A 21,883-nucleotide genomic window follows, 5' to 3' on the forward strand; every position below is an offset into this window, starting at 1 on the left:
TCGCATGGCCATCAATCGGATCACCGCCGACGACGACCTGTTCCTGAAACTGCACTCCCTCTACGGCAATGCCCTGGTCAACCAGCTCGCCTGGCGTTTCGACGAGCCCCTGGACCGGGAAGTCCTGCAACGCTTCCACGCCCACCTGACGCACGGCTTCCTGTCCCGCCGGGTCGAACGCACGGCTGTCCCGATCGCCCGGCCCTGGTGGACCTGGTCCGGCAGAGCGATTCCGCTTGTCTACCAGGAACTTCCGGTGGAGGAGGACGGCGTGCTGGACTGGTACCGGGCACAGAGCCGCGTGGATTTCGACCCCGCCGCCGGACTGGTGTGGCGGTTGTCCGCCGCGCCGACCGCCGATGGCGGCACGCTGCTGTCGCTGGTGACCTCCCATGTCGGTGCGGACGGCGGCGCGGTGCTGTACGCGGTGGGCGACGCACTGCGGCAACTGGATTCGGGCGCGCGGCCATCGGTGGCGCACAGTTCGGGCCGCCTGATCGGCGACGTTCCGGGATTCGAGGCTTCCGGCGGCGGTCTGCTCGATTGGACGCTGGCCCGCTACCGCGCCCACGCCGCGGACGCCCGCGGCCAGCTGGTCGCCGCCGCCAAGGGCATTCGCGCCGCGATAGCCGCCCGCGGCGTCCAGGAACCGGCGCGCAATCCCCGCCCGGCCGACCCCGAACTACCCGTCGGCCCCGAGTACACCCCCGCCGACCTGGTGGTGGAAGTCGCCCTGTCCGAATGGAATGCGGTGGCCGCCGCCCACGACGGCACCGCCAACGGCCTGATGGTCGGCGTCGCGGTCGGCCTGCTGGGCCGCAGCGAACGCATCGACGACGGCGCGACCGTCCGCGTCGACATCCCGCATTCGCTGCGCACACCGGACGACCCGCGCGGCAATGCCACCACCGGCCTGCCCATCGCCGTCGCCTACCGCAAGGGCGACCGCACCGATCTGCGCCAGGTGCGCACCGCCGTCAAACAGGCCGCCGCCGCCTACCGCGATCCCGCCACCACTCCGGCCCTGCAACACCTGCAACCCGTCCAGATGCTGCTGCCCAAACCCGTACTGGCCTGGTTCTCCCGCACCGCCAAGGCCCCGGAATGCCTGTGCACCAATCTCGGCGAGACCGGTCAGGGCGTGGCCACCATCGCCGGCGTGCGCGCCCGCTCGGTGCTCATGCGCCCGGTGGTCTGCACCGGACCGGCCGCCACCTTCCGCCGCATCGAGGTCGGCCTGAATCTGTCCTGGTCCAGCGACGGCGAAACCGTCATCCTGGCGATCACCGGGGCGGACCCGGACCGCTTCCCGACCCGCGCCGCGCTGCGCGAACTGGTCACCGCGGAGTTCGACGCCTGGGGTTTGCGGCCGGTTTTCTGGACCTGACCGGCACCGGTTCGATCGGAGATCGTTGTTGACGCCCGGCCAATTTAGGTGTAACCATGAGGTACAGTAACCTTCGCCACACCTGAGGAGGGTCTGACAATGGTGTCAGCATCCGTGACCACAGATCCCGTGCTCGCGCTCGCGCGGCAGTACGCCGACAAGCTCATGCTGCTGTCCCAGGGCTCGGTCGACAAGCATTTCGACCCGTTCACCGATATCGATTGGGACCACCCCGATTTCGAGGTGCGCGCCGACGATCCGCGCTGGATTCTCCCCGAGTCCGGCGACATGTTCGCGCGCCACCCCTGGTATCAGGCCCAGTCGCAGGCCCGCAAGATCGCCATCGGGCTCTGGCGGCAGGCCAATATCGCCAAGGTCGGCCTCCAGTTCGAGACCCTGCTCATCGGCGGCATGGTGCAGCACACCTTCAAGCTGCCCAATGGCGACGCCGAATTCCGGTACTGCACCCACGAGGTCATCGAGGAGTGCAATCACACCCTGATGTTCCAGGAGATGGTGAACCGCATCGGCATCGACGTGCCCGGCATGGGGCCGATCCTCAAGCAGCTCACCTATATCGTGCCGCCGCTGGCCGCGCTGTTCCCGAATCTGTTCTTCACCGCCGTGCTGTCCGGCGAGGAGCCGATCGACCATATCCAGAAGGCGATCCTGCGGGCGAACGAGGATATTCACCCGATCATGCGCGGGGTCATGGCGATTCACATCGCCGAGGAGGCGCGGCACATCTCCTTCGCGCACGAGTTCCTGGAACATCATGTGCCGCAGGCGGATCCGCTGAGCAAGTTCGTGCTCTCGCTGGCCTTCCCGATCGTCATGTGGATCGGCGGGCGGGCGATCATCGTCCCGCCGCGCGCGTTCTTCCGGGAGTTCGGCATCCCGCGCGAGGTGCGCAAGGACGTGTTCTTCGGGCTGCCCGAATCCAAGGAGACCTTCGCCGGTTTCTATGGCGACGTGCGCGCGCTGGCCAAGCGCATCGGCCTGATGAACCCGGTCTCGAAGCGGGTCTGGAAGGTGCTCGGCATCGACGGCCCGAGCACCCGCTACCGCTCGGAACCGGATCGTCCCGGGCAGGTCCGCGCCGCCTGACCAGGGTGCGCCCGCCCGATGTAGACGTAACTTCAGATCACATGTAATCTTGGTCGCGTCCGGACGCCGGTGTCCGGACGCGCGACCAGTGAAGCGAGTACCCCCAATGACGCGGCATGTCGACGTACTGATCATCGGCGCGGGCCTGTCCGGTATCGGCATGGCCTGCCACCTGACCCGGGAGCAGACCGGGCGCAGCTACCTCATTCTGGAACGCCGCACCGCCATCGGCGGGACCTGGGATCTGTTCAAGTACCCCGGCATTCGCTCCGACTCGGACATGTACACCTTCGGCTACGGCTTCCGGCCGTGGATCGGCACCAAGGTGCTGGCCGACGGCCCGCACATCCGGCAGTACGTCGAGGACACCGCCAAGGAATACGGCGTCACCGACCACATCCGCTTCGGCCGCAAGGTCGTGAAGTCGAGCTGGTCCAGCGCACAGAACCGGTGGACGGTCGAAGCGCACGACGAGCGCACCGGCAAGACCGAGACCTACACCGCGAACTTCCTCGTCGGCTGCACCGGCTACTACGACTACGACAAGGGCTACCGCCCGGACTTCCCCGGCGAGGAGAAGTTCCAGGGCCGGATCGTGCACCCGCAGCACTGGCCCGAGGACCTCGACTACACCGGTAAGCGGGTGGTGGTCATCGGTTCCGGCGCCACCGCCATCACGCTGATCCCGTCCATGAGCAAGGACGCCGCGCACGTCACCATGCTGCAGCGCTCGCCCACCTACATCGCCGCGCTGCCCGCCGACGACCCGGTCGCGGTCGGGCTGAAGCTGGCGAAGGTGCCCGCCGCCATCGCCTACAAGGCCGGCCGGGCCCGCAATATCGCCCTGCAGCGCGCGAGTTACCAGCTCTCGCGGACCAATCCGAAGCTGTCGGCCAAGCTCATGCTGGCGGCGGTGCGGGCGCAGGTCGGCAAGCACATCGACATGCGGCATTTCACGCCCAGCTACAACCCGTGGGATCAGCGGCTGTGCGTGGTGCCCAACGGCGATCTGTTCCGGGTGCTGCGCAGCGGTAAGGCGTCCATCGCCACCGACACCATCGAGACCTTCACCGAGCACGGGATCCGGCTGTCCTCCGGCGAGGAGCTGCAGGCCGACATCGTGATCAGCGCGACCGGGCTGAACGTGCAGATGCTCGGCGGCTCGACGCTCGAGGTGGACGGCGAAACCCTCGCCACCCGGGATCTGGTGGCCTACAAGGGCGCACTGCTGGGCACCGTGCCGAACATGATGGTCATCCTCGGCTACACCAACGCCTCCTGGACCCTGAAGGCCGATCTGGCCGCGGAGTACTTCTGCCGCATCCTGAACCTGATGCGCGACAAGGGATACACCAATGTCGTCGCGATTCCCGAGGAAGGCGATCGCTCCGAGGCCTCGCTCATGGGCGGCGCGCTGACCTCCGGTTACATCCAGCGCGGCGACGGCGTCATGCCGCGTCAGGGCACCCGCGGGCCGTGGCTCGTGATCAACAATTACTTCCGCGATCGCACCATGCTCCGCAAGGAAGCGATCGAGGACGGCATCCTCCGGTTCGGCCGCACCGCGCGGAGTGCGGCCCCGGTGGACGCCGAATCCCGCTCCGCCTGAGCTGATTCCACGAGAACGGGCCAGTGGCGCTGCCGCTGGCCCTTTCGCATGCGCGAGGCGGCGCGCAGCATGGGGTGATGACTGTCGAATCGCTCCCCACCCCGCTCCCGGATCATGTGCGCGCGGCATTCGGCCCCACCGTGACGTATCTGAACGCGGCCAGCTGCGGGCTCATGCCGATCACCACCGCCCAGGTGCTGGAACGCGCGGACCGGCAGCGGGTGACCGGTGAGTTCGAGATTCCGGCGGTGGATGCCGTGGTGGCCGACTGCCGGGCGTCGATCGGCCGGTTGACCGGGTTCCAGGCGCGGCAGATCGCCATCGGCGCGCAGGTGTCGCAGCTGGTCGGGGTGATCGCCGACAGCCTGCCGGCGGGCGCGAAAGTACTGCTGCCGGAAGGGGAATTCGCCTCGGTGGTGTGGCCGTTCCTGGCGCGGCCGGACCTGGAGGTGCGGACGGTGCCGCTGGCCGGACTGGCCGCCGCGGTGCGGCCCGGGGACGCGCTGGTGGCGGCCGCCGTCGTGCAGTCGGCGGACGGTGCCATCGCCGATATACCCGCGGTGGTCGCGGCCGCGCGGGCGGTGGGTGCGCGGGTGCTGTTCGATCTGAGTCAGGCGGCGGGCTGGTATCCGGTGCACGCGACCGGTGCGGACTGGGTGGTGGGCGTCGGCTACAAGTGGCTGCTCGCGTCGAAAGGCAGTGCGTTCCTTGCCGGTACCGATGCGGCGCTCGACACGCTGCGGCCGGTCGCCGCGGGCTGGTATGCCGGATACAACCCGTGGGAGACCTGCTACGACGCGCCACTGCGCTTGGCCGCGGACGCGCGCCGCTTCGATGTGTCACCGGCCTGGTCGGCGTGGATCGGGTTGCGCGTTTCGCTGGAGCTGATCGAATCCATCGGCATCGAGAACATTCGGCGCCATGATGTCGCGCTGGCGAACCGGCTGCGCAAGGGACTCGGCCTGCCCGAAGGGAATTCGAGCATCGTGGCCACCGCGGTCGGGGCCGAGGCGCTGGAGCGGCTGCGGGCGGCGCGGGTGATCGGCTCCATCCGGGCGGGCCGGTTGCGGCTGGCCTGTCACCTCTACAACACCGAGGAAGATATCGACCGCGCCCTGGATGTGCTTGCCGGATAAGGGATTCCGGCTCAGATCGGCTGGAATCCCGACCCGATGCCCTTGCCCGCGTCCACCGCCGCCCGCACCGCCTCGAAGGAGATGCCGATGACGGGGGAGTGGAAGGGGTTGTACTGGCTGGTGCAGCTGAACCGGAAAGCCCTGGTGTCGTTGATGAGCGGCGCGGACACCATGCCGACCAGGCGATCGCCCACCGTCAGCGGGCCGCCGGAATCGCCGTAGCTGGAACAGGCCTGTTCGATCACGCCGACCGGGCTGGAGGCCAGCACCGCGCCGCAGGAATGCCCGCTGGTGCGGCCGTTCTGGCACACCACATCCCAGGCGTCCGGGGTCGGCGCGGTGCCGGCGATGGTGGTGCCGCCGACCGTGCGCAGCGGATCGACCAGGGCGGGATCGAATTCGATGACGGCGTAGTCGAGCTGCTCGTCGGCGGCGCGGACCACGCCCACCACGCCGGCGTCCCGGAACTGCTCGCCCGCGACCGGCGTACCGGCCTCCGCGCAATGCCCGGCGGTGAAACCGACCAGGCGGCCCGCGCCGTCGTAGCCGATGGTGGTGAGACTGCACTTGGTGCTGCCGCCGAGCACGATGCCCGACCCGCCGCCGAGCGGGATCTTCGTGCCCGGCTCGGCCTGGGCCGATGGTGCGGACAGCCCCAGCGCGATGATCACCGCGGCCGGTGCGATCCAGCGGTGCGATTCGAGCATGCCCAACCACCCATCCGTCTCGTTGTGTAACTACACGGTAGCTCTCCTGCTCAGCGCAGCCAGACCGGCCGCTGCGCGGCATACGGATCGGACTGGACGCTCGGTACATCGGCCCAGATCATGGCCTCGCGCCGGTCGAGAGTGTAGCGAGGCCAGGCGGCTCCCGGGTCCCCGTTGCTTATGAAGGACACCCAGGATTTGTGGATGGCGTCGGCCAGCGACTGCGGGGGATTGGGGCCGGCGATCTTGGTCACCCCGTCGGCCTTCAGCAGATCGAAGGCGAAGGGGACATCGAGGCAGTGGAAGGCCATGCCGCGGTACTCCGGGGCCTGCGATCGCCAGGCGAACTCGTAGAGCCAGGTCGGCTGATCGCGGCCGGCGCGGGCCTCGGCGACCCGGTAGGCCGGGGCGCGCAGCAGGGCGTCGCTCTGCGCCTGGCCGGACAGTTCCGCCGCGCTCTGGCCCGGGTAGGCGGCCTGGAAGCCGGCGGCGTCGAAACCCATGGCGGCCAGCGCCATCGGCAGGGTGGCGTCGGTGACCGGTGGGGTGTCGCCGCTCAGCGCGGCGCCGTTGAACTCCTGCGTGGTGAAGCCGAGGAGTAGTGGAACGTCCACGGCGGCACTGTTTTTCACCATGTCGGTGCTGGACTGTGGAATCAGGGTGCCGTCGGCCCATGGCGCGAGCCCCAGCAGCAGTGCCGGTGAACTGTCCGGTCCGGCGGCGCGCAGTTTGTCCTCCAGGGCCTGGATCTGGTCCCGGCCGAGATCTTTCATGGCCGCCGCCGTGGCGGGCAGTCCCGTGCGCTTGGTGAACAGCGCCGACATGGCCATTGCCGTTGCCCGGTCGTTCGGTTGCGACATCGCGCCCGACTCCGAAATGCCCGCCCGGAAAAGCCCTTTCGCCGCGGGCGTACCCATCAGCGCCCACAGCGCTCCGCCGCCCGCCGACTGCCCCGCCACCGTCACCTTCGCCGGATCCCCGCCGAACGCCGCGATATTGTCGCGCACCCATTGCAGGGCGGCGATCCAGTCCAGCACCGCGCGGTTGTCCGGGGCATCCTCCAGGTGCAGGAACCCTTCGATCCCCAGCCGGTACCCGACCGAAACCACCACGACCCCATCGCGATTGAACGCCGCCCCGTCGTACCAGGGACTCGCCGAACACCCCGCCACGAACCCGCCGCCGTGAATCCACACCAGCACGGGCAGTTTCGCGTCCCGCGAAGTCTCCGGCGTGAACACGTTCAAATTCAGGATCCCGTCCCCCGGAATGGTCGGCTCCGGAATAGCGGTCACCTCCGCCAACTGCTTCCGCTGTGCCGTAGGCCCGTATTTCACGCAATCCAGGGTCTCCCGCCACGGCGTCGGCGCCACCGGCGCCGCGAACCGCAACGCCCCGACCGGCGGCGCGGCGAACGGAATCCCCAGGAACGCGAACCCCGTCTCCCGCCGCACCCCCCGAACCGGCCCATGGGTAGTGGAAACGACATCCGCCTGCGTCCCCGCCTCCGACTTGGTGGAGCAAGCCGCGGCCAAAGCCAGCGCCCCCGCTCCCAGCAGCAGCGACCGCCGCCCGATCTTCTCCGCGCCCATTCCGACCTCGATGTTTATATATGTCAACAGTTGAAAAAAATCACCGCCAGCATAATCTCTACCCAATGACTCCTCAACCGGCCCGGATTCTCCGCCGCGCATCAGCCGCCGCCCAGCGGACGGTCACGCCGCGGAACCCGGTCACGTGCTGCCCGATAACGCGCGGCCCGGTCCCAGGTGGCGTAATTGCGCGCGGGCGGGTGGCAAGTGGCGCTGTCGTACGCGGGCCAGTGACCAGCAGCCCGGGTGCCGACGGCCCTGGCGCTTTCGTTGTTCTGCCGGACCCGGTCTCGCTATGACCGCCGGCGAATCCTCCGTCGCACCCGCGGACGCGGCCGCCGTCCGCCGCCGCAACCTCGGCTCGGTCCTGCGGCACGTCGCCGACCACGGCCCCTGCGCCCGCACCGAGATCGCCGCCTCCACCGGCCTGGCGCACGGCTCTGTCACGGCCCTCGTCGCCGACCTCATGGACCGCGGCCTGCTTCGGGAGGACGCCGCCCAGCGCAGCGGCACCCGGGGTCGCCCCGGCCGGCCGGTCCGGCTCAACCCCGCCCGCGCCCTCACTCTCGCCGTCCAGATCAGCGCCGACCACCTCCGCGTCCGCGCCGCCGACCTCGCGGGCACGACGCGCTGGGACGCCGCCGAACCCCTGCGGGCTCCGATCGCACCCGGCGATATGGCCGATGCGATCGCCGCCCTCCTCGGGCGTGCGGTTGCAGCCACCGTCGAGCCGGCCGAGCCGATGCGCCAGCAGAGCCGCATCGTGCGACCGGTCGGTCCCGATTCGGGTGCGAGAACTGGATCGGCGGACCCGGTCGCCGGTTCGGCGCCGGACGGCTCGGCTCGGGTCGCGCGCCGGACCACCGCCGGCGCCGGTGGCGCCGATGCGGCGGCGGTCCCGGAATCCGATGCGGCGGAGGCTGTCTCCGGGGCGCCGGTGGTCGTGCGCGTGGTGGTCGCCATGGCCGGGCCGGTGCGGGACGACAGCGCGCGAACCGTGGTGGTGGCACCGGATTTCGGGTGGCTGCGGCCGGTTCGGCTGGGGGAGTTGATCACCGCGCGGCTGCCCGGGCTGGGGTGTGCGGTGGAGGTGGTGAACGACGGAAACGCGGCGGCGCTGGCCGAGTTCCATGCGCGCGGGCGGGGGCGGGAGCGGGTGGTGCTGATCGAGGCCGGGACCGGCATCGGCGGCGGCGTGGTGACGGACGGGCGCATCGAGATCGGCAGTCACGGGGTGGCGGGCGAACCCGGGCACATGCCGGTGGGGCTGGACGGGCCCGAATGCGTGTGCGGGGCGCGCGGCTGCCTCGTGGTGTACGCCGGACCGGAGGCGGTGCTCGGGGCGGCCGGATTGCGGGAAGTGCTGCGGGACAAGGGCGTATTCGCGGCATCCGGGGAGCTGATGGCATTGCTCGAAGCGGGGGACGAGCGGGCCGTGGGGGCCGCGGAGGTGGCGGGGCGCGCGCTCGGGGCGGCGGTGCAGTCGATCAGCTCGTTGCTCGATGTGGATGCGGTAGTACTCGGCGGCGCACTGGCGCAATGGTTTCCGTGGCTGCTGCCCGCGATGGAGCTGAGCTTGTCGGGGCGGCGGGCATTGGTGCCGGGGTTGCGGTTGGAAGTCGTGCCGGCCGTACTCGGTGCGGATGCCATTCTGCTGGGGGCGGGCGAGTTCGCCAGGCGCGCTGTGCTTTCCGATCCGGCGGTGGTGCCGTCGCTGCCGCTCGGCTGACAGTTCAGGCGATCGGGGTGGCGAGCAGCAGCGCCACCAGGACCAGGCAGGTGGCGGCGGTCAGCCAGGCCATGGCGTGCCGGCTGAGATGCCGATTGCCGGTGCGGATATTGGTGAGGGTGAGGGCCCGGAACTCGCGGTCGGCGGTCTGACGGCCTTCGGCGAAAGCGGGGTCGCCGGGATGCAGATCGTGCGGGAGCCAGGGCAGGAAATGCAGTGTCCAGAGCGCCCCGGTGTCGTCGGTGACGTGCAGGCGCAGCCCGGTGCGGCGGCGGACGAGCGCGAAACGGGCGGTGAGCGGATGCGGGACGAGGCGCGCCGCCAGGTGGACGAGGATGGCGGTGACGGCCACCCCTCCCGCCGTCACCGCCATTATCGCCCGCGACAGCGGCGGGATGCCCTCGAGCATCAGTGCCGCTGCCGCGAAGATGAACCAGCAAGGTTGCAGGACAGGCATTTCCAGTGGTGTTCGGGTACCGGTGACGGTGCCGGTCAAACTGGATCGGCGCGGGTCCATGAGATCGTCCTCCCCGGGATCTCGGAACGGATTGCCGGATAACGATTTCGACGGCTCAGGCGCAGGGCACCGCGGCGGTGCAGTGGTCGCAGTGCCGGATGCCGTGCAGCGGCCGTCGCCGCGCGCGCCCGGCCCGCCGCCGATCGCGCTGTTCGACCCGCTGTGCCAGGCGCACAACGACTTCCCGCAATTCCATGCCGAGTTCACCGGCGCGGAACTCGGCCAGTTCCAGGGCGGGCCCGGCCCCGGTGAGTTCGGGATCGCTGAGGATCTCGTCCAGCACCATGCCGCTCTTGGCCTGATCGAAGGTGAGCACCCGCGCCGGCAGCCAGCTCAGGATCCAGCCGTCACCGGAAGTGGGTGTGCACACTGCGAATTCGGGTGTGCGGTCGCTCGTAATGGTCCAGGGAGTCATGTAGAGGGCCACGGGCGTACACCTCCTCGAAGGAAGCAGGGACCACTCGACGGTGGTCTGTGACATCAATGCTAGGTCATGGCGTCCATGTAGAGAAGCGATAGTTTGTGTCTCGTAAGGCATTTGGGTAAGCATTAAATGCCACTGAAATATCAGAACGCACAACAGGTATCGCGAAAATGTCCGGAACTAGGCGAGATTGCCTGGAGTGCAGGCGAAAACCAGCCATGGAGTGGCAGCAATGCTTGCCGTGCGGTATCAAGATTCTCGCTGGTCGGCCCCCGAAACCCGCCCCCGGCCACCGCGAAACTGAAAATCAGAAAACCCACTCCAGTTGCCTGGCATACATGACACATCGTGCTTAGGATGGGGCACGCACGACACGTTCTGGGCACCGCAATGCAGAACACGATGGGAGACAAGACATGTCTCGCTCCGCCCAAGAGGGCGAGCCGGTCGGCACGCTGGTGCGCCGACTCCGCAAGGAACGCGACCTCACCCAGGCTCAGCTGGCCACACGGGTGGGTTGCTCGCGCAGCCTGGTCCAGCAGATCGAAAACAACACGCGCATACCGCCTCTCGCGCTGCGCGAACGGTTGAGTTCGGTGCTGGGCGAACGCCTGCCCACGGGCATCGCGGAATCCGAGGACGATATCGAGACCAGCGAACTGCGCATGCGTTTCAATATCCTGCTCGGCAAGGATCCCGCCGTGGTCTCCCGCGTGCTGGCGGTGGCGCAGAGCCTGGTGGACGCGGCCGGCGCGCGCGGCGAAGTGGAGCCGCTGCGGTCCATCGCCGAACGTCAGCTGGAACGCGCGGAAGAGGTCTTGACGCAAATCCCGTCCGGCAGCGCCACCGTCTGGGAGTGGAACACCATCAACGACTGGCTCACCGTGCTGGGCCGCGCCGCCACCGCCATCTGCGCCATTCACACCGCCGACCTGGGCACCATCGGCGGTGACGTGGGCGACGAATACCACCAGGAGATCCTGCGGCTGGCGGGCGCGGGCGTGACGGTGCGCCGGCTCTACGTGGTGGACGCCATCGAGGACGTGGTGCCCTACGAGGACAAACTCTGGCAGCAGGTCAAGGCCGGGGTGGAAACGGTGCTGATCAATCGCGCTTTCGCCAGCAATGCCCAGAGCATGCTCATCGTCGACGAGAGCTATGTCGCGACCGGGGAATACGATATGGGCCGCCGGGAACGGGTGGCCACCCGCTTTTCGGCGCTGAAGCACGACGTGCAATTCTCCCAGCGCAGATTCAACAAACTCTACGAACTCAGGAGTGCCGGAATGGCTCTCGTGGTCAACGACGTCGCCGCGCGACCGGAACTGGCCCGGTATCAGCGACTCGGCCAGGACGACTGTCGCGCCCTGTTCCGCGCCGCCCTGCGCCAGGCGTGGGGCGACGGCAATGGGGAGCCGCCGGTCGAAGGCGCCGCCCGGTGACCGAACCGACCGCGCTGTGGTCCCGCGCCAAGCGGCTCAGCTTGGCCAATCGTTCCGACGAGCGCAAGAAGACCGCGCGCGCCTTCCTCGGTGAGCATCCCGTCTTCCGCGGTACGCACGGGCGGGTGTATCAGGGCGTCATCGACGCCTATCACGGCGAGACCGAGCTGGCGATGGACACCGCGGCCGCCGCGGCCCTGGACGCGGCTTGGCGCGAGCTCATGACCGGCGCGCAGCCCGAGGAGTACTGGAACGGCTGGCTGTACGACAAACGCCAGCCGACGCTGCTGCGGAAACTGGCCGCCGAGCGGTTGTTCCAGCGGCTGCATCGTCCGGTGGCGACGGTCCCGGGGGTGCGCGTCGCCCCCGAAGAGGTACTGGTCTGTCCCTACTCGAGTACCATCCTGCTGGAGGAAGCGGTCGCCACGGTCGCTCGTCCGGGCGGCGTGCTGGTAGCCCCCGAGGGCTACTACAAGAGCGCCGAAGAGCACATCGTCAAGTTCGGCCTGTCGCTGGTCACCAGCCCTGCCACCCCCGACCGCTCCTTCAAGATCGATCCCCGTGCCCTGGCCCGCACCCTGGAGCAGCATGCGCACCAAGGCGATCTGTGCGGCGTCATGCTCACCCTGCCCGGCAATCCCGTGGTCGGCGACTACACCGTCGCCGAGCTGACCGAGATCGCCCGCGTCCTGGTGGACGCCGACGTCCCGATCATCTGCGACATGTCCTTCGACCTGCTGGTGGACAACCATCTACCCCTCGCCGCGCTGACCGTGGACACCGCCGCCGGCCCGGTCCGCCTCTACGACCGCATGGTGTGCATCACCGGAAACTCCAAGGCATTCAATGCCTTCGGCCCCTGCAAAGTGGGCGCGATCTGCTCCGGCGATGCGCGCTGGCTGACCGCCGTCCGCGACCGCCTGCGGGTGTCGTTCCAGCGCGAAACCACCCACCTGGTCCGCGCCACCATCGAGCACACCACCGAGGACTACCTCGCCGCCAACCGCCGCTACCTGAACGACCAGGTCGAAGCCGCCTACCGCATGCTCACCGACATCAACACCCGTTGCGGCGCCGAGCTACTCCGCCCCCTGGGCAGCCGCCAGGGCATGTTCATGACGGTCGAATTCGACGCCGAACTCATGGCCACCGCCGGCGTCCGCGAACCCTACGAACTCGAGGACCTACTGCTCACGGTAGCCGGAATAGATTCGGTTGCCCTGGACCGCACCGGTTCCCGCCGCCTCGGCGTCCGCCTCAACGTGGCCGCCCCCCGCCGCCACCAGGACGCCGAACCGACGGACCTCCTCGGCGAACTCTTCGACCGCCTCGAACACCTCCTGCACCGCCTCCGCGCGGGCCTGTCCTACCCGGATGCCCTGGGCGAGTTGCGAATCCCCGCCATCCCGGTCGCCTCGTGATCGTCGGCGTCCCCCGCGAGACCGCCGACGGCGAACGGCGCGTAGCCCTGACCCCCGCCGACGTGGAACACCTCGCCGCACAGGGCATCCAGGTCCTCGTCCAACAGGGCGCGGGCTGGCGCGCCGACTTCACCGATGCCGGTTACCTGCGGGCCGGAGCCGTGCTGCTCCCCGACCAGGACTCGGTTTTCGCCGCCGCCGACGTGGTGGCCTGGGTGAAACCCCCCGCCCGCGAATTGGATTCGCTCCCGCTGCGCTCCGGCCAGGTGCTGATGGGATTCCAGGATCCGGTGCATCGCCGCGGCCGCCTCGCCGAGCTGGCCGCCCGCGGGGTGAAATCGATCGCTTTCGAACAACTTTCGCGACGTCCCGGAACACGCGACCCCGATCCCCTCTCGGCCATGAGCCGCATCGCCGGTGCCGTCGCCTACCTCGAAGGCCGCGCCTTGCTGCCCTTCGCGCGCGAGACTGCCACGCGTCCGGAGTCGATCCACGCCCTGGGGCAGCGCGTTTCCAACGACGAAGGCGGCTCCCACGAGCCGCGAGTCGGCGGACAAGATGTTCCGCCGGATGGCGTCGGCTCCCCCGAAGCGGGCGAATCGCAGCTGGGGCGGAACGCGAGTCGCGCCCTTGTGATCGGGGCGGGACAGGCCGGGCTGGCGGCTGTCGCGGCGGCCGTGGACGAGGGCGATGAGCTGCCCATCGTCATCGGTAACCGGGCGGCTCAGCGTGCTACCGCCCTTGAAGCCGGTGCGGACCGGTTCCGCCTCGCCCCGAGCGCGGATGCCGTGAGTGAGGTGATCCGGCGGTTCACCCCCGACCTGGTGCTGTGTGCCGCCGGCCAGCGCGGGAGCGCTGCGCCGGTGCTCCTGGATCACGCTGGGCTGGCGGCGCTTCCGGTAGGGGCGGTGGTGGTCGACTTGACTGCCAAGGCGGGCGGCAACTGTGTCGCGACGGTCGCCAATGCGACGGTTCGGGTCGCGAACGGCGTCCTGGTCATGCATCGCTCGAACTTTCCGGCCGCCCGCCCGCACCTGGCCAGCCGGGTCTACGGCGCGGCCACCGCCGCGCAGATCCTGGGCTTGGCCGCCGCTTGGCGGACGGTCGCCTGAACCGTTCCGGAAACAATCGCCGGAGATTCGCTGAATCCGGTCCGGTGGGTGGTTCGATGGTCTGATGGAACTGCGGACGGACCTTCCCGGTGCTATCGATGCGCTGCTGCCTGATATGACGGGGCTGCTGGAGCAACTGGTTTCGATTCCTTCGATCGCGTTTCCGGGGTATCCGAAGGAGAACGTGCAGCGGGCGCACGACCTGGTTGCCGATGAATTGCGCAAATCGGGTGTGGGTGACATCAGGGTGCTGGAGCTGCCGGATACCTCGCCGGTGATCTACGGGCGGATTCCGGCTCCGGAGGGTGCGCCGACCGTGCTGCTGTACGGGCATTACGACGTTCAGCCTTCGGGGGACGAAAGTCAGTGGCACACACCGCCGTTCAAGGCGATCGAGAAGGACGGCGCGATCTACGGGCGGGGCGCGGCCGACTGCAAGGCCAATGTGATCGCTCATATCGGTGCGTTGCGGGCCTGGAACGGCAAGCCGCCGGTCGGCGTCACCGTGGTCATCGAGGGGCAGGAGGAATACGGGTCGGTCTTCGACGACTATCCGGCGGAGCATCCGGACCTGTTCCGCGCCGACGCGCTGCTGATCTGCGATGCGGGCAATATTCGCGCCGGCACGCCGACCCTGATCACCGCCCTGCGCGGCGTGGCGGATGTCTTCGTCGAAGTCCGGACCTTGGCCGCGCCGGTGCATTCCGGCCAGTTCGGCGGCGCGGCCCCGGACGCCCTGCTCGCCCTGATGGCCGCCCTGGCCACCCTGCACGACGCCGACGGCAATGTGGCGGTGGCGGGGCTGCGGCGCGACCAGTGGACCGGGATGAACTACACCGACCAGGAATTCGCCGAAGCCACCGGCATGGAACCGGGCATGCCGCTGCTCGGCACCGGCCCGATCGGCGAGCGCATCTGGTACGGCCCGGCCATCACCGTCATCGGCTTGGACGCCCCGCCGACGAAAACCGCTGCCTCGGCGGTGGTTCCGTACGCGAAGGCATACCTGAACGTGCGCGTGCATCCGGAACAGGATCCGGCCGAAGGGCAGCGCGCGGTCATCGAGCACCTGAAGCAGGTCAAGCCGTTCGGCATCGAACTCCAGGTCACCGGCGGGGACGTCGGAGCCGGATTCGCCGCGGGCACAAGCGGTCCCGCGTACCGGGCCATGAGCGCGGCCATGAAGAAGGCGTGGGGGACGGACGCCGTCGACTCGGCCATGGGCGGCTCCATTCCGCTCACCAATTCCATGGCCGCCGCCAACCCCGGCTCCGAGGTGCTCATGCTCGGCGTCGAGGACTCCGAATGCAATATGCACGGCTTCAACGAGCGGGTGCTTTTGAGCGAGTTCCGCAATATCGCGCTCGCCGAAGCCGAATTCTTCCAACTCTTCGCGGACGGGATGCGCAAGTGACCGAGGCGGTAGACACGGCTCCGAAGCCGGCGCAGCACAAGAAGAAGCACGGCTTCCCCTCCACCTACACGATTCTGGCCGGCGTCACCCTCGCGGTGTGGCTGCTGGCCTTCGTGATTCCGCCCGGCGTGTACGAGATGGACGCGCAGGGCCATCCCATCGCGGGCTCGTATCACCGCATCGATTCCACCAAGAGTTTCGTGGAACGGCTGCGGGACTTGTTCCTGGCGCCGATCAACGGGCTCTACGGCATCGAGGACAAGACCGGTCAGGTGGGCCCGGATCTGTCCGGCGACCTGTACGGCGCGGCCGCGGTGTTCATGTTCGTGCTGGCGGTCGGCGCGTTCATCACGGTCGCGTTCGCCACGGGCGCACTGGATTCCGGTATCGGCCGGCTCGCCTACAAACTGCGTGACCGCTCCTTCCTGCTGATCGTCGGCATCATGGTGGTGTTCGCGGTGGCGGGCACGGTGGAGGGTTTCGCGGAGGAGACGCTGGGCTTCTACGCCCTGCTGGTGCCCTTGATGCTGGCGCTGGGCTACGACCGCATGACCGCGGTCGGCGCGATCATCGCGGGCGCGGGCGTCGGCGTGTTGTGTTCCACCGTCAACCCTTTCGCGACCGGCACCGCGTCCTCGGCGGCGGGTGTGGCCATCGGCGACGGCATCGTGCTGCGCGTCGCCATGCTGATCGTGCTCACCGCCGTCACCGTCGCCTACGTCCTCTGGTACGCCCGCCGCGTCAAAACCGATCCCGACAAGTCCTGGTCCGGCTGGCTGCCGGGCGACCGCGAGGTGAAAGCCGAAGACCACGAACCGGATCCGATGACCAAGCGCCAGGTCGCGGTGCTGTGGCTGGTTGGCCTGACCTTCGCCTTCATGATCTTCTCGATCATTCCGTGGGGCACCGTCATCAAGGGCCCGGACGCCCAGAAGTATCCGTGGGAGCTGGACTGGTTCTTCCCGGAGCTGACCGCCCTGTTCCTGGTCGGCGCGGTGGTGGTGGGCCTGGTCGGCGGCCTCGGCGAAGCCAAGATGAGCGAGCAGATCGGCAAGGGTTTCGGCGATTTCGTGGGCGCGGGCATCGTCATCGTGCTGGCCCGCGGCGTCACCGTCATCATGAACAACACCCAGATCACCTCGACCGTGCTGCACGCCCTGGAAGGCGTGGTCACCGGCACCTCGTCGGCGGTGTTCGCGGTGGCGGTGTTCCTGGTGAACGTCCCGCTGGCCTTCCTCATCCCGTCTACCTCCTACCTCCGGCCACGCCACCCTGGCCATGCCGATCATGGCCCCGCTCGCCGATTTCGCGCATGTGCCGCGTTCTTTGGTGGTCACCGCCTGGCAGTCGGCCTCGGGCTGGGCGAACCTGGTCACCCCGACCACGGCCGTGGTGACCGGTGGTATCGCCCTGGCCAAGGTCCGCTACGACCGGTACGTCAAATTCATCGCCCCGCTGATGGGCATCCTGTTCGTGCTGATCTGCGTGTTCCTGGCGGTGGCGGCGCTGATCGGCTAGCCCGCGGTGAAGCGCTCCCAGGCGAGTCGCAGGTGCGCGGTCATATCGATGCTCTCGTCGATGAGCCACCGCGACTGCAACCCGTCGGTGAGCGCGAGGAAAACCGTTGCCATGGAATCGATATCGACGTGCTCGGGCAGTCGCCCGGCCGCCCGCATACCGCGCAGCACCGTGGTCATTCCCTCGGCGCTGCGCCGATAGTGCTCGCGCATGTACTCGTGCGCGGGATGGCGCGGGTCGGCCGCGGCGGCCTGCATGTGGGTGAACAACTCCACCAGCCCGGGCACTTCGATATTGCGGCGGATGAGCTCGAGCAGATCCTCGGGTTCGCCGTAGTGCGCGGCCATGGCGGCCCCGTCGATATCGTCGCGCTTGCGCAGCACGGCGACGAACAGCTCCTCCTTGGACCCGAAGTAGTGCAGCAACCCGCTCTGGCTCAGTCCGACCGCCTCGGCCAGTTCCGCCACCGAGGTCGCCAGGAACCCGCGCTCGGCAATGGTCCGCAGCGCGGCCTCGAGAATCTGCTCCCGTCGTTCGATGCCCTTGCCATAGGGCCCGCGTTTCGCCACCGCCCGAGTGTATGCGCTGCTGGCGGGCCACCTTGCCGTCCAAAACCGAGCACTGTACGGTTTTCGTTATGCGATTCCGCCGCCGCACTCTCGCCCTGCTGACCCTGGCCGCCACCGCGGCGCTCACCCAGACGGCCGCCCCGGCCTTCGCGCGCCCGGAGCCGCCCGCCCGGGTCGCACCGCTCGGCGACGACTTCCTGTGGGGTGTGGCGGCCTCCGGGTACCAGTCGGAAGGGCATGCGCCGGACAGCAATTGGTCGCGCTATGTGGCGGGCGGCAAGGTGTCGGATCCGTACCACGATTCGATCGACTTCTTCGAGCGCTACAGGTCCGACATTCAGCTGGCAAAAGGCTTGGGCGTGAAGGTCTATCGCATCGGCATCGAATGGGCGCGCGTACAGCCGCAGCCGGGCGTGTGGGACGAGCAGGGTCTGCGCTTCTATGACGATGTCATCGCGTCGATCCGCGCCGCCGGTATGCGGCCCATGCTCACCATCGACCACTGGGTGTACCCGGGCTGGGAGGTGGACCGCGGCGGGTGGAGCAATCCCGGCATCGTCGCCGATTGGCTGGCCAATGCCCGCGTGGTGGTCGATCGTTTCGCGAGCGCGGACCCGCTGTGGGTGACCTTCAACGAGCCCCTCGCCAATATCGCCCTGGAGATCGGCTTCGGCGGCATGCCCGCCACCTCCTACACCGCCATGCAGGACAAACTCGCGCAGGCGCACAACGACATCTACGACTACATCCACGCGAAGCAGCCCGGTGCGCTGGTCACCAGCAATGTCGCCTACATGCCCGGTGTCGAGGAGGGTGCCAACGGCCGCTTCGTCGACAGCATCGCCGCCAAGCTCGACTACGTCGGCATCGACTACTACTACGGGTTGTCCCCGGACACGCTCACCTCGATGGCCGCCGTCAAGGACATGTGGACCCGCCCACTCCAGCCGGAGGGCATCTACTATGCGCTGCAACACTATTCGCGTAAATTCCCCGGCAAACCGCTCTACATCGTCGAGAATGGCATGCCCACCGACAACGGTCAGCCCCGCGCCGACGGCTACACCCGCGCCGACAACCTCCGCGACAATATCTACTGGATCCAGCGCGCCAAGGCCGACGGCATGAACGTGATCGGCTACAACTACTGGAGCCTCACCGACAACTACGAATGGGGCTCCTACACACCGCGTTTCGGCCTCTACACCGTCGACGTGCTGACCGACCCGACCCTCGCCCGTAAGCCCACCGACGCGGTCCCGGCCTACACCGAGATCACCCGCGCCGGCGGCGTCCCCGCCGACTACCGCCCCACCCGCGCCCCGCAAGCCTGCTCGCTGGTGGACGCTCTCGACAGCTGCACCGACCCGGTGACGGTCCCGCGCTGATCACCGCGTCACGAGCGGTGCGTGCCCGGCCCGCCCTGTGCGGCGTCGCGCACCAGCGCCGTGTCCACGAACTGCTCGAAGCGCACGATCTTGCCGCCGCGCACCGTGAAGTGGTGGGCCACCCGGACATTCAGCGGATTGCCGGTGGCCTTGTGGGTGGCGGTGTAGCGGGCCAGGACGACGACGGTTCCGGCGAGCGGGAAGCCCGCCATCTCGGTCCATTCCACGTCCGGCGCGAGGGTTTCCCGCAGCGCCGCCAGATCGCCCGCCGAGGAGGCGAGGTACTGGCGGCGCACCACGGCGGCCGGGGACTCGTCGATCCCGTTCAGCCCCATGTCATCTCACCCTTCGCGACCTTGGCGCCGAGGTTGGCGGCGATCTTCAGCCCGTAATCGGGGTACGCCTCCAGCAGTGCGGCCTCGGCGGTGGCGGCGTCGGGGGAGTCGGCGACGACCTTCTCGAAGAACCAGAGGTAGTCGCTGGTCTGCCGGATCGCGGTCTGATCGGTGGGCGCGCCCGCCGCGCGGTGACCGGCCACCACGAAGGTCGGATCCAGGGCCAGCAGCTCGTCCGATACGGCCCGCCAGGCGGCGCGCTACTCCGGCGTGGCGGTGTCGGCGGTCCACACGTGCAGGCCCTCGAACAGCAGCACCCCGCCGAACAGCGCGCGGGCCACGGGTTCGTAGACGTACCAGGCGCGATCGCCGAGAGCGTCGGTGGCGCGGCGAACCTCGAGGACGGTGCCGTCCACGCTGACGGTGTCCGCGGTGAGGGTGTCGATATTCACCAGCCGGGTGGGCAGGTTCGCGCCGAGGTGCGCCCACGCCATGAACCGCCGCCCGGCGTCACCGGCGAGATCGAACTGACCACCCTCGCCCGCATGCGCGAACGCGCCGGCCCGACCGGCTTCCGCACCCCGCAACGCCTCGACTTCGACATCCTCCTGCGCATCGACGCGGGCACGGCCTCGCACACCGTGGACTTCACCGAATACCCCCTCGCGCCGGGTGACGTGCTGTGGATTCGCGCGGGCCAGGTCCACCAGTGGGGCGCGATCGCCGCGATCGACGGCCCGGTGGCGCTGTTCACCCCCGCGGCGATCGACCCCGGCAGCCGCGAGCGGATCGGCGCGGCGGGTGTCGGCACTCCGAACCACTGGCCCGCACCGCTCTCGGCCGTCCGCCCTGCTCAGATCGCCCTGGCGGCCGTCTTCGCCACCGATCCCGCGACCACCGCACCGGGGCGCGGAAGGGCTGTGAGCACGCCGGATTCTCTGGGCGGCAACGCCACTCGGGATGCGGCTCGCGCGCATTTGCTCGCGGGGGCTTTGCTGCTGCTCGCGCTGGCCGCCGCTGCCGGTGATGATCGCGCGGCCGCCCCTACGCGGGAGGCGTTCGTCTGGTTCCGGGACGAGGTGGAGAAGACGTTCGCGACACGGCACAAGGTGGCCGATTACGCTGCGCGGCTGGGGTATTCGACGCGGACATTGAATCGGCTGGCGCGGGAGAACACCGGGTTGAGTGCGAAGCAGCTCATCGATGAGCGGATCGTGCTGGAGGCCCAACGGCTGCTGGTGCACGGGAAGGAACCGGTGGCGCGGATCGCCGAACGCCTCGGGTTCGACGATCCGTCCAATTTCTCCAAGTACTTTCAGCAGCGCGCCGGTGTCACGCCGCTGGGGTTCCGGGAGCGCGCGGTCAGCGCAGCGCCGGAATGACCTCGCGTTCGAACAGTTCCACGCCGGAGGTGTCGTACGCGGTCTCGGGGAAGACGTGGATCGAGTAGCCCAGGCCGAGAGCCTTGACGACGGAGAGCTTTTCGACGACCTGCTCCGGGGTGCCGACGGCGGGGGAGGTCCGGAAGAGATCCTTCACGTGCTGCTGCGCCCCGTCCGCGCCGACGAAGGGGGTCAGCCGCGCCTCCAGCGCCGCCAGCCGGTCCTCCACCTCGGCCTCGGTCGCGCCGACCAGGGTGTTGAAATTGGAGCTGCGGGTGATGGCGTCGAAATCGGTGCCGACGTCGGCACAGTGGGCGCGCAGCAGTTCGGACTTCTGGGTGAAGGTTTCCGGATCGCCCGCGAAATTGGTGTACGAGGCGTACTTCGCGGCAATGCGGAGCGTCTTCTTCTCGCCGCCGCCCGCGACCCAGATCGGAATCCCGCCCTCCTGCAACGGCAGCGGCCGCACGATGGCCTCGTTCACCTGGTAGTGCTTGCCGTCCAAGGTGGCCTTGCCGGTGGTCCAGGCCTGCTTGAAGATCTGCACGCCCTCGTCGAGCCGCGCGAGGCGTTCACCGGCGCTCGGGAAGCCGTATCCGTAGGCCCGCCATTCGTGCTCGTACCAGCCCGCGCCGATACCCATCTCGACGCGCCCGCCCGAGATCAGGTCGACGGTCGCGGCCACCTTGGCCAGGTACGCCGGATTGCGGTAGCTGATGGCGGTGCACATCTGCCCGAGCCGCACCCGCGAGGTGACCGCCGCGAAGGCCGACATGAGCGTCCAGGCCTCGTGGGTGGCTTCCTCGGTGGGCACCGGGACGGTGTGGAAATGGTCGTAGACCCAGATGGATTCCCAGGCGTCCGTGGCGTCGGCGCGTTGCGCCAGGTCCCGCATCACCCCCCACTGTGCCGCCGGGTCGATACCGACCAGGTCGAGTCGCCAGCCCTGTGGGACGAAGAGGCCGAAGCGCACGTGAATCTCCCTTCGAGATGTACTGATCAAGCACACTGTCACGGTTTCGCGAGGACGTCACAATGTTTCCGCGCCGCCTGCGTCGAAAAGCAAATTGTCCCAGACGGGTTAGTCTGGATCG

General features: G+C 68.8%; 20 protein-coding genes and 1 pseudogene. 12 read left to right on the plus strand and 9 right to left on the minus strand.

Going from position 1 to position 21,883, the window contains the following annotated elements; all coding sequences use genetic code 11:
• Positions 1–4 precede the first annotated feature (4 nt).
• From LTV02_RS36660 to LTV02_RS36675, 4 genes are all read left to right on the plus strand, one after another.
• Positions 5–1,387 (plus strand): hypothetical protein, encoded by a 1,383-nt coding sequence (locus LTV02_RS36660; RefSeq protein ID WP_233036102.1) that lies wholly within the window; start codon positions 5–7, stop codon positions 1,385–1,387.
• A gap of 99 nt (positions 1,388–1,486) precedes the next feature.
• Positions 1,487–2,494 carry an AurF N-oxygenase family protein gene (locus LTV02_RS36665; RefSeq protein ID WP_233036103.1) on the plus strand — a complete coding sequence of 336 codons (1,008 nt, stop codon included), beginning with the start codon at positions 1,487–1,489 and terminating at the stop codon, positions 2,492–2,494.
• A gap of 106 nt (positions 2,495–2,600) precedes the next feature.
• The gene (locus LTV02_RS36670) at positions 2,601–4,103 is read left to right on the plus strand and encodes a flavin-containing monooxygenase (protein WP_233036104.1); all 1,503 of its coding nucleotides are present in this window, start codon (positions 2,601–2,603) and stop codon (positions 4,101–4,103) included.
• 77 nt (positions 4,104–4,180) lie between these two features.
• Positions 4,181–5,239 (plus strand): aminotransferase class V-fold PLP-dependent enzyme, encoded by a 1,059-nt coding sequence (locus tag LTV02_RS36675; RefSeq protein ID WP_233036105.1) that lies wholly within the window; start codon positions 4,181–4,183, stop codon positions 5,237–5,239.
• Between the two features lie 11 nt (positions 5,240–5,250).
• On the opposite strand, the gene LTV02_RS36680 is transcribed toward LTV02_RS36675, so the two are convergent.
• On the minus strand, positions 5,251–5,946 hold the full coding sequence (locus tag LTV02_RS36680) for a chymotrypsin family serine protease (RefSeq protein WP_084535128.1): 696 nt from the start codon (positions 5,944–5,946) through the stop codon (positions 5,251–5,253).
• 50 nt (positions 5,947–5,996) lie between these two features.
• Positions 5,997–7,565, minus strand: coding sequence for a carboxylesterase/lipase family protein (locus LTV02_RS36685; RefSeq protein ID WP_233036106.1), 1,569 nt, complete (start codon positions 7,563–7,565; stop codon positions 5,997–5,999).
• 268 nt (positions 7,566–7,833) lie between these two features.
• Between LTV02_RS36685 and LTV02_RS36690 the strand changes: the two genes are divergently transcribed.
• A complete protein-coding gene (locus LTV02_RS36690) occupies positions 7,834–9,267 on the plus strand; it encodes an ROK family transcriptional regulator (RefSeq protein ID WP_233036107.1) in 1,434 nt (477 codons plus the stop codon).
• A gap of 4 nt (positions 9,268–9,271) precedes the next feature.
• Here LTV02_RS36690 and LTV02_RS36695 read toward each other — a convergent pair whose 3' ends face one another.
• A complete protein-coding gene (locus tag LTV02_RS36695) occupies positions 9,272–9,784 on the minus strand; it encodes a hypothetical protein (protein ID WP_233036108.1) in 513 nt (170 codons plus the stop codon).
• Between the two features lie 55 nt (positions 9,785–9,839).
• Complete coding sequence (locus LTV02_RS36700; RefSeq protein WP_233036109.1) at positions 9,840–10,211, minus strand: hypothetical protein; 372 nt, start codon at positions 10,209–10,211, stop codon at positions 9,840–9,842.
• A 413-nt stretch (positions 10,212–10,624) separates the two neighbouring features.
• Between LTV02_RS36700 and LTV02_RS36705 the strand changes: the two genes are divergently transcribed.
• The 5 genes and pseudogenes from LTV02_RS36705 to LTV02_RS36725 all read left to right on the plus strand — a co-directional run.
• Positions 10,625–11,650: a helix-turn-helix transcriptional regulator gene (locus tag LTV02_RS36705; RefSeq protein WP_067715224.1), complete on the plus strand. Its 1,026-nt coding sequence runs from the start codon at positions 10,625–10,627 to the stop codon at positions 11,648–11,650.
• Positions 11,647–13,071, plus strand: coding sequence for a pyridoxal phosphate-dependent aminotransferase (locus LTV02_RS36710; RefSeq protein ID WP_233036110.1), 1,425 nt, complete (start codon positions 11,647–11,649; stop codon positions 13,069–13,071). The genes LTV02_RS36705 and LTV02_RS36710 overlap by 4 nt, the downstream gene beginning before the upstream one ends.
• The gene (locus tag LTV02_RS36715) at positions 13,068–14,183 is read left to right on the plus strand and encodes a Rossmann-fold NAD(P)-binding domain-containing protein (protein WP_233036111.1); all 1,116 of its coding nucleotides are present in this window, start codon (positions 13,068–13,070) and stop codon (positions 14,181–14,183) included. The genes LTV02_RS36710 and LTV02_RS36715 overlap by 4 nt, the downstream gene beginning before the upstream one ends.
• 64 nt (positions 14,184–14,247) lie before the next feature.
• Positions 14,248–15,597, plus strand: a complete 1,350-nt coding sequence (locus LTV02_RS36720) for a M20/M25/M40 family metallo-hydrolase (RefSeq protein ID WP_233036112.1) — start codon at positions 14,248–14,250, stop codon at positions 15,595–15,597.
• Positions 15,489–16,790, plus strand: a pseudogene (locus LTV02_RS36725) (YfcC family protein); the annotation flags it as partial. The gene LTV02_RS36720 and the pseudogene LTV02_RS36725, both read left to right, overlap by 109 nt.
• A gap of 321 nt (positions 16,791–17,111) precedes the next feature.
• Here LTV02_RS36725 and LTV02_RS39735 read toward each other — a convergent pair.
• Entirely contained in the window at positions 17,112–17,684 is a 573-nt protein-coding gene (locus tag LTV02_RS39735) for a TetR/AcrR family transcriptional regulator (protein WP_233036113.1), read from the minus strand.
• Positions 17,685–17,752: 68 nt separating this feature from the next.
• Here LTV02_RS39735 and LTV02_RS36735 point away from each other — a divergent pair, with 68 nt between their 5' ends.
• Positions 17,753–19,072 (plus strand): glycoside hydrolase family 1 protein, encoded by a 1,320-nt coding sequence (locus tag LTV02_RS36735; RefSeq protein ID WP_233036114.1) that lies wholly within the window; start codon positions 17,753–17,755, stop codon positions 19,070–19,072.
• 8 nt (positions 19,073–19,080) lie between these two features.
• Here LTV02_RS36735 and LTV02_RS36740 read toward each other — a convergent pair whose 3' ends face one another.
• Genes LTV02_RS36740 through LTV02_RS36750 form a run of 3 tightly spaced genes read right to left on the minus strand, consistent with a single transcriptional unit; the run spans position 19,081 to position 19,901 of the window.
• On the minus strand, positions 19,081–19,407 hold the full coding sequence (locus LTV02_RS36740) for a nuclear transport factor 2 family protein (protein ID WP_233036115.1): 327 nt from the start codon (positions 19,405–19,407) through the stop codon (positions 19,081–19,083).
• On the minus strand, positions 19,398–19,613 hold the full coding sequence (locus LTV02_RS36745; protein WP_233036116.1) for a hypothetical protein: 216 nt from the start codon (positions 19,611–19,613) through the stop codon (positions 19,398–19,400). Before LTV02_RS36745 ends, LTV02_RS36740 begins: the two co-directional genes overlap by 10 nt.
• A 54-nt stretch (positions 19,614–19,667) precedes the next feature.
• Complete coding sequence (locus tag LTV02_RS36750) at positions 19,668–19,901, minus strand: MBL fold metallo-hydrolase (protein WP_233036117.1); 234 nt, start codon at positions 19,899–19,901, stop codon at positions 19,668–19,670.
• Between LTV02_RS36750 and LTV02_RS36755 the strand changes: the two genes are divergently transcribed.
• Positions 19,887–20,789 (plus strand): helix-turn-helix domain-containing protein, encoded by a 903-nt coding sequence (locus LTV02_RS36755; protein WP_233036118.1) that lies wholly within the window; start codon positions 19,887–19,889, stop codon positions 20,787–20,789. The genes LTV02_RS36750 and LTV02_RS36755 overlap by 15 nt on opposite strands.
• Here LTV02_RS36755 and LTV02_RS36760 read toward each other — a convergent pair.
• Positions 20,770–21,762 (minus strand): LLM class F420-dependent oxidoreductase, encoded by a 993-nt coding sequence (locus tag LTV02_RS36760; RefSeq protein WP_233036119.1) that lies wholly within the window; start codon positions 21,760–21,762, stop codon positions 20,770–20,772. The two genes, LTV02_RS36755 and LTV02_RS36760, sit on opposite strands and share 20 nt — an antisense overlap.
• Between the last annotated feature and the right edge of the window lie 121 nt (positions 21,763–21,883).

Origin of the sequence: Nocardia yamanashiensis, assembly GCF_021183565.1 — a bacterium.
GTDB classification, from domain to species: Bacteria; Actinomycetota; Actinomycetes; order Mycobacteriales; family Mycobacteriaceae; genus Nocardia; species Nocardia yamanashiensis.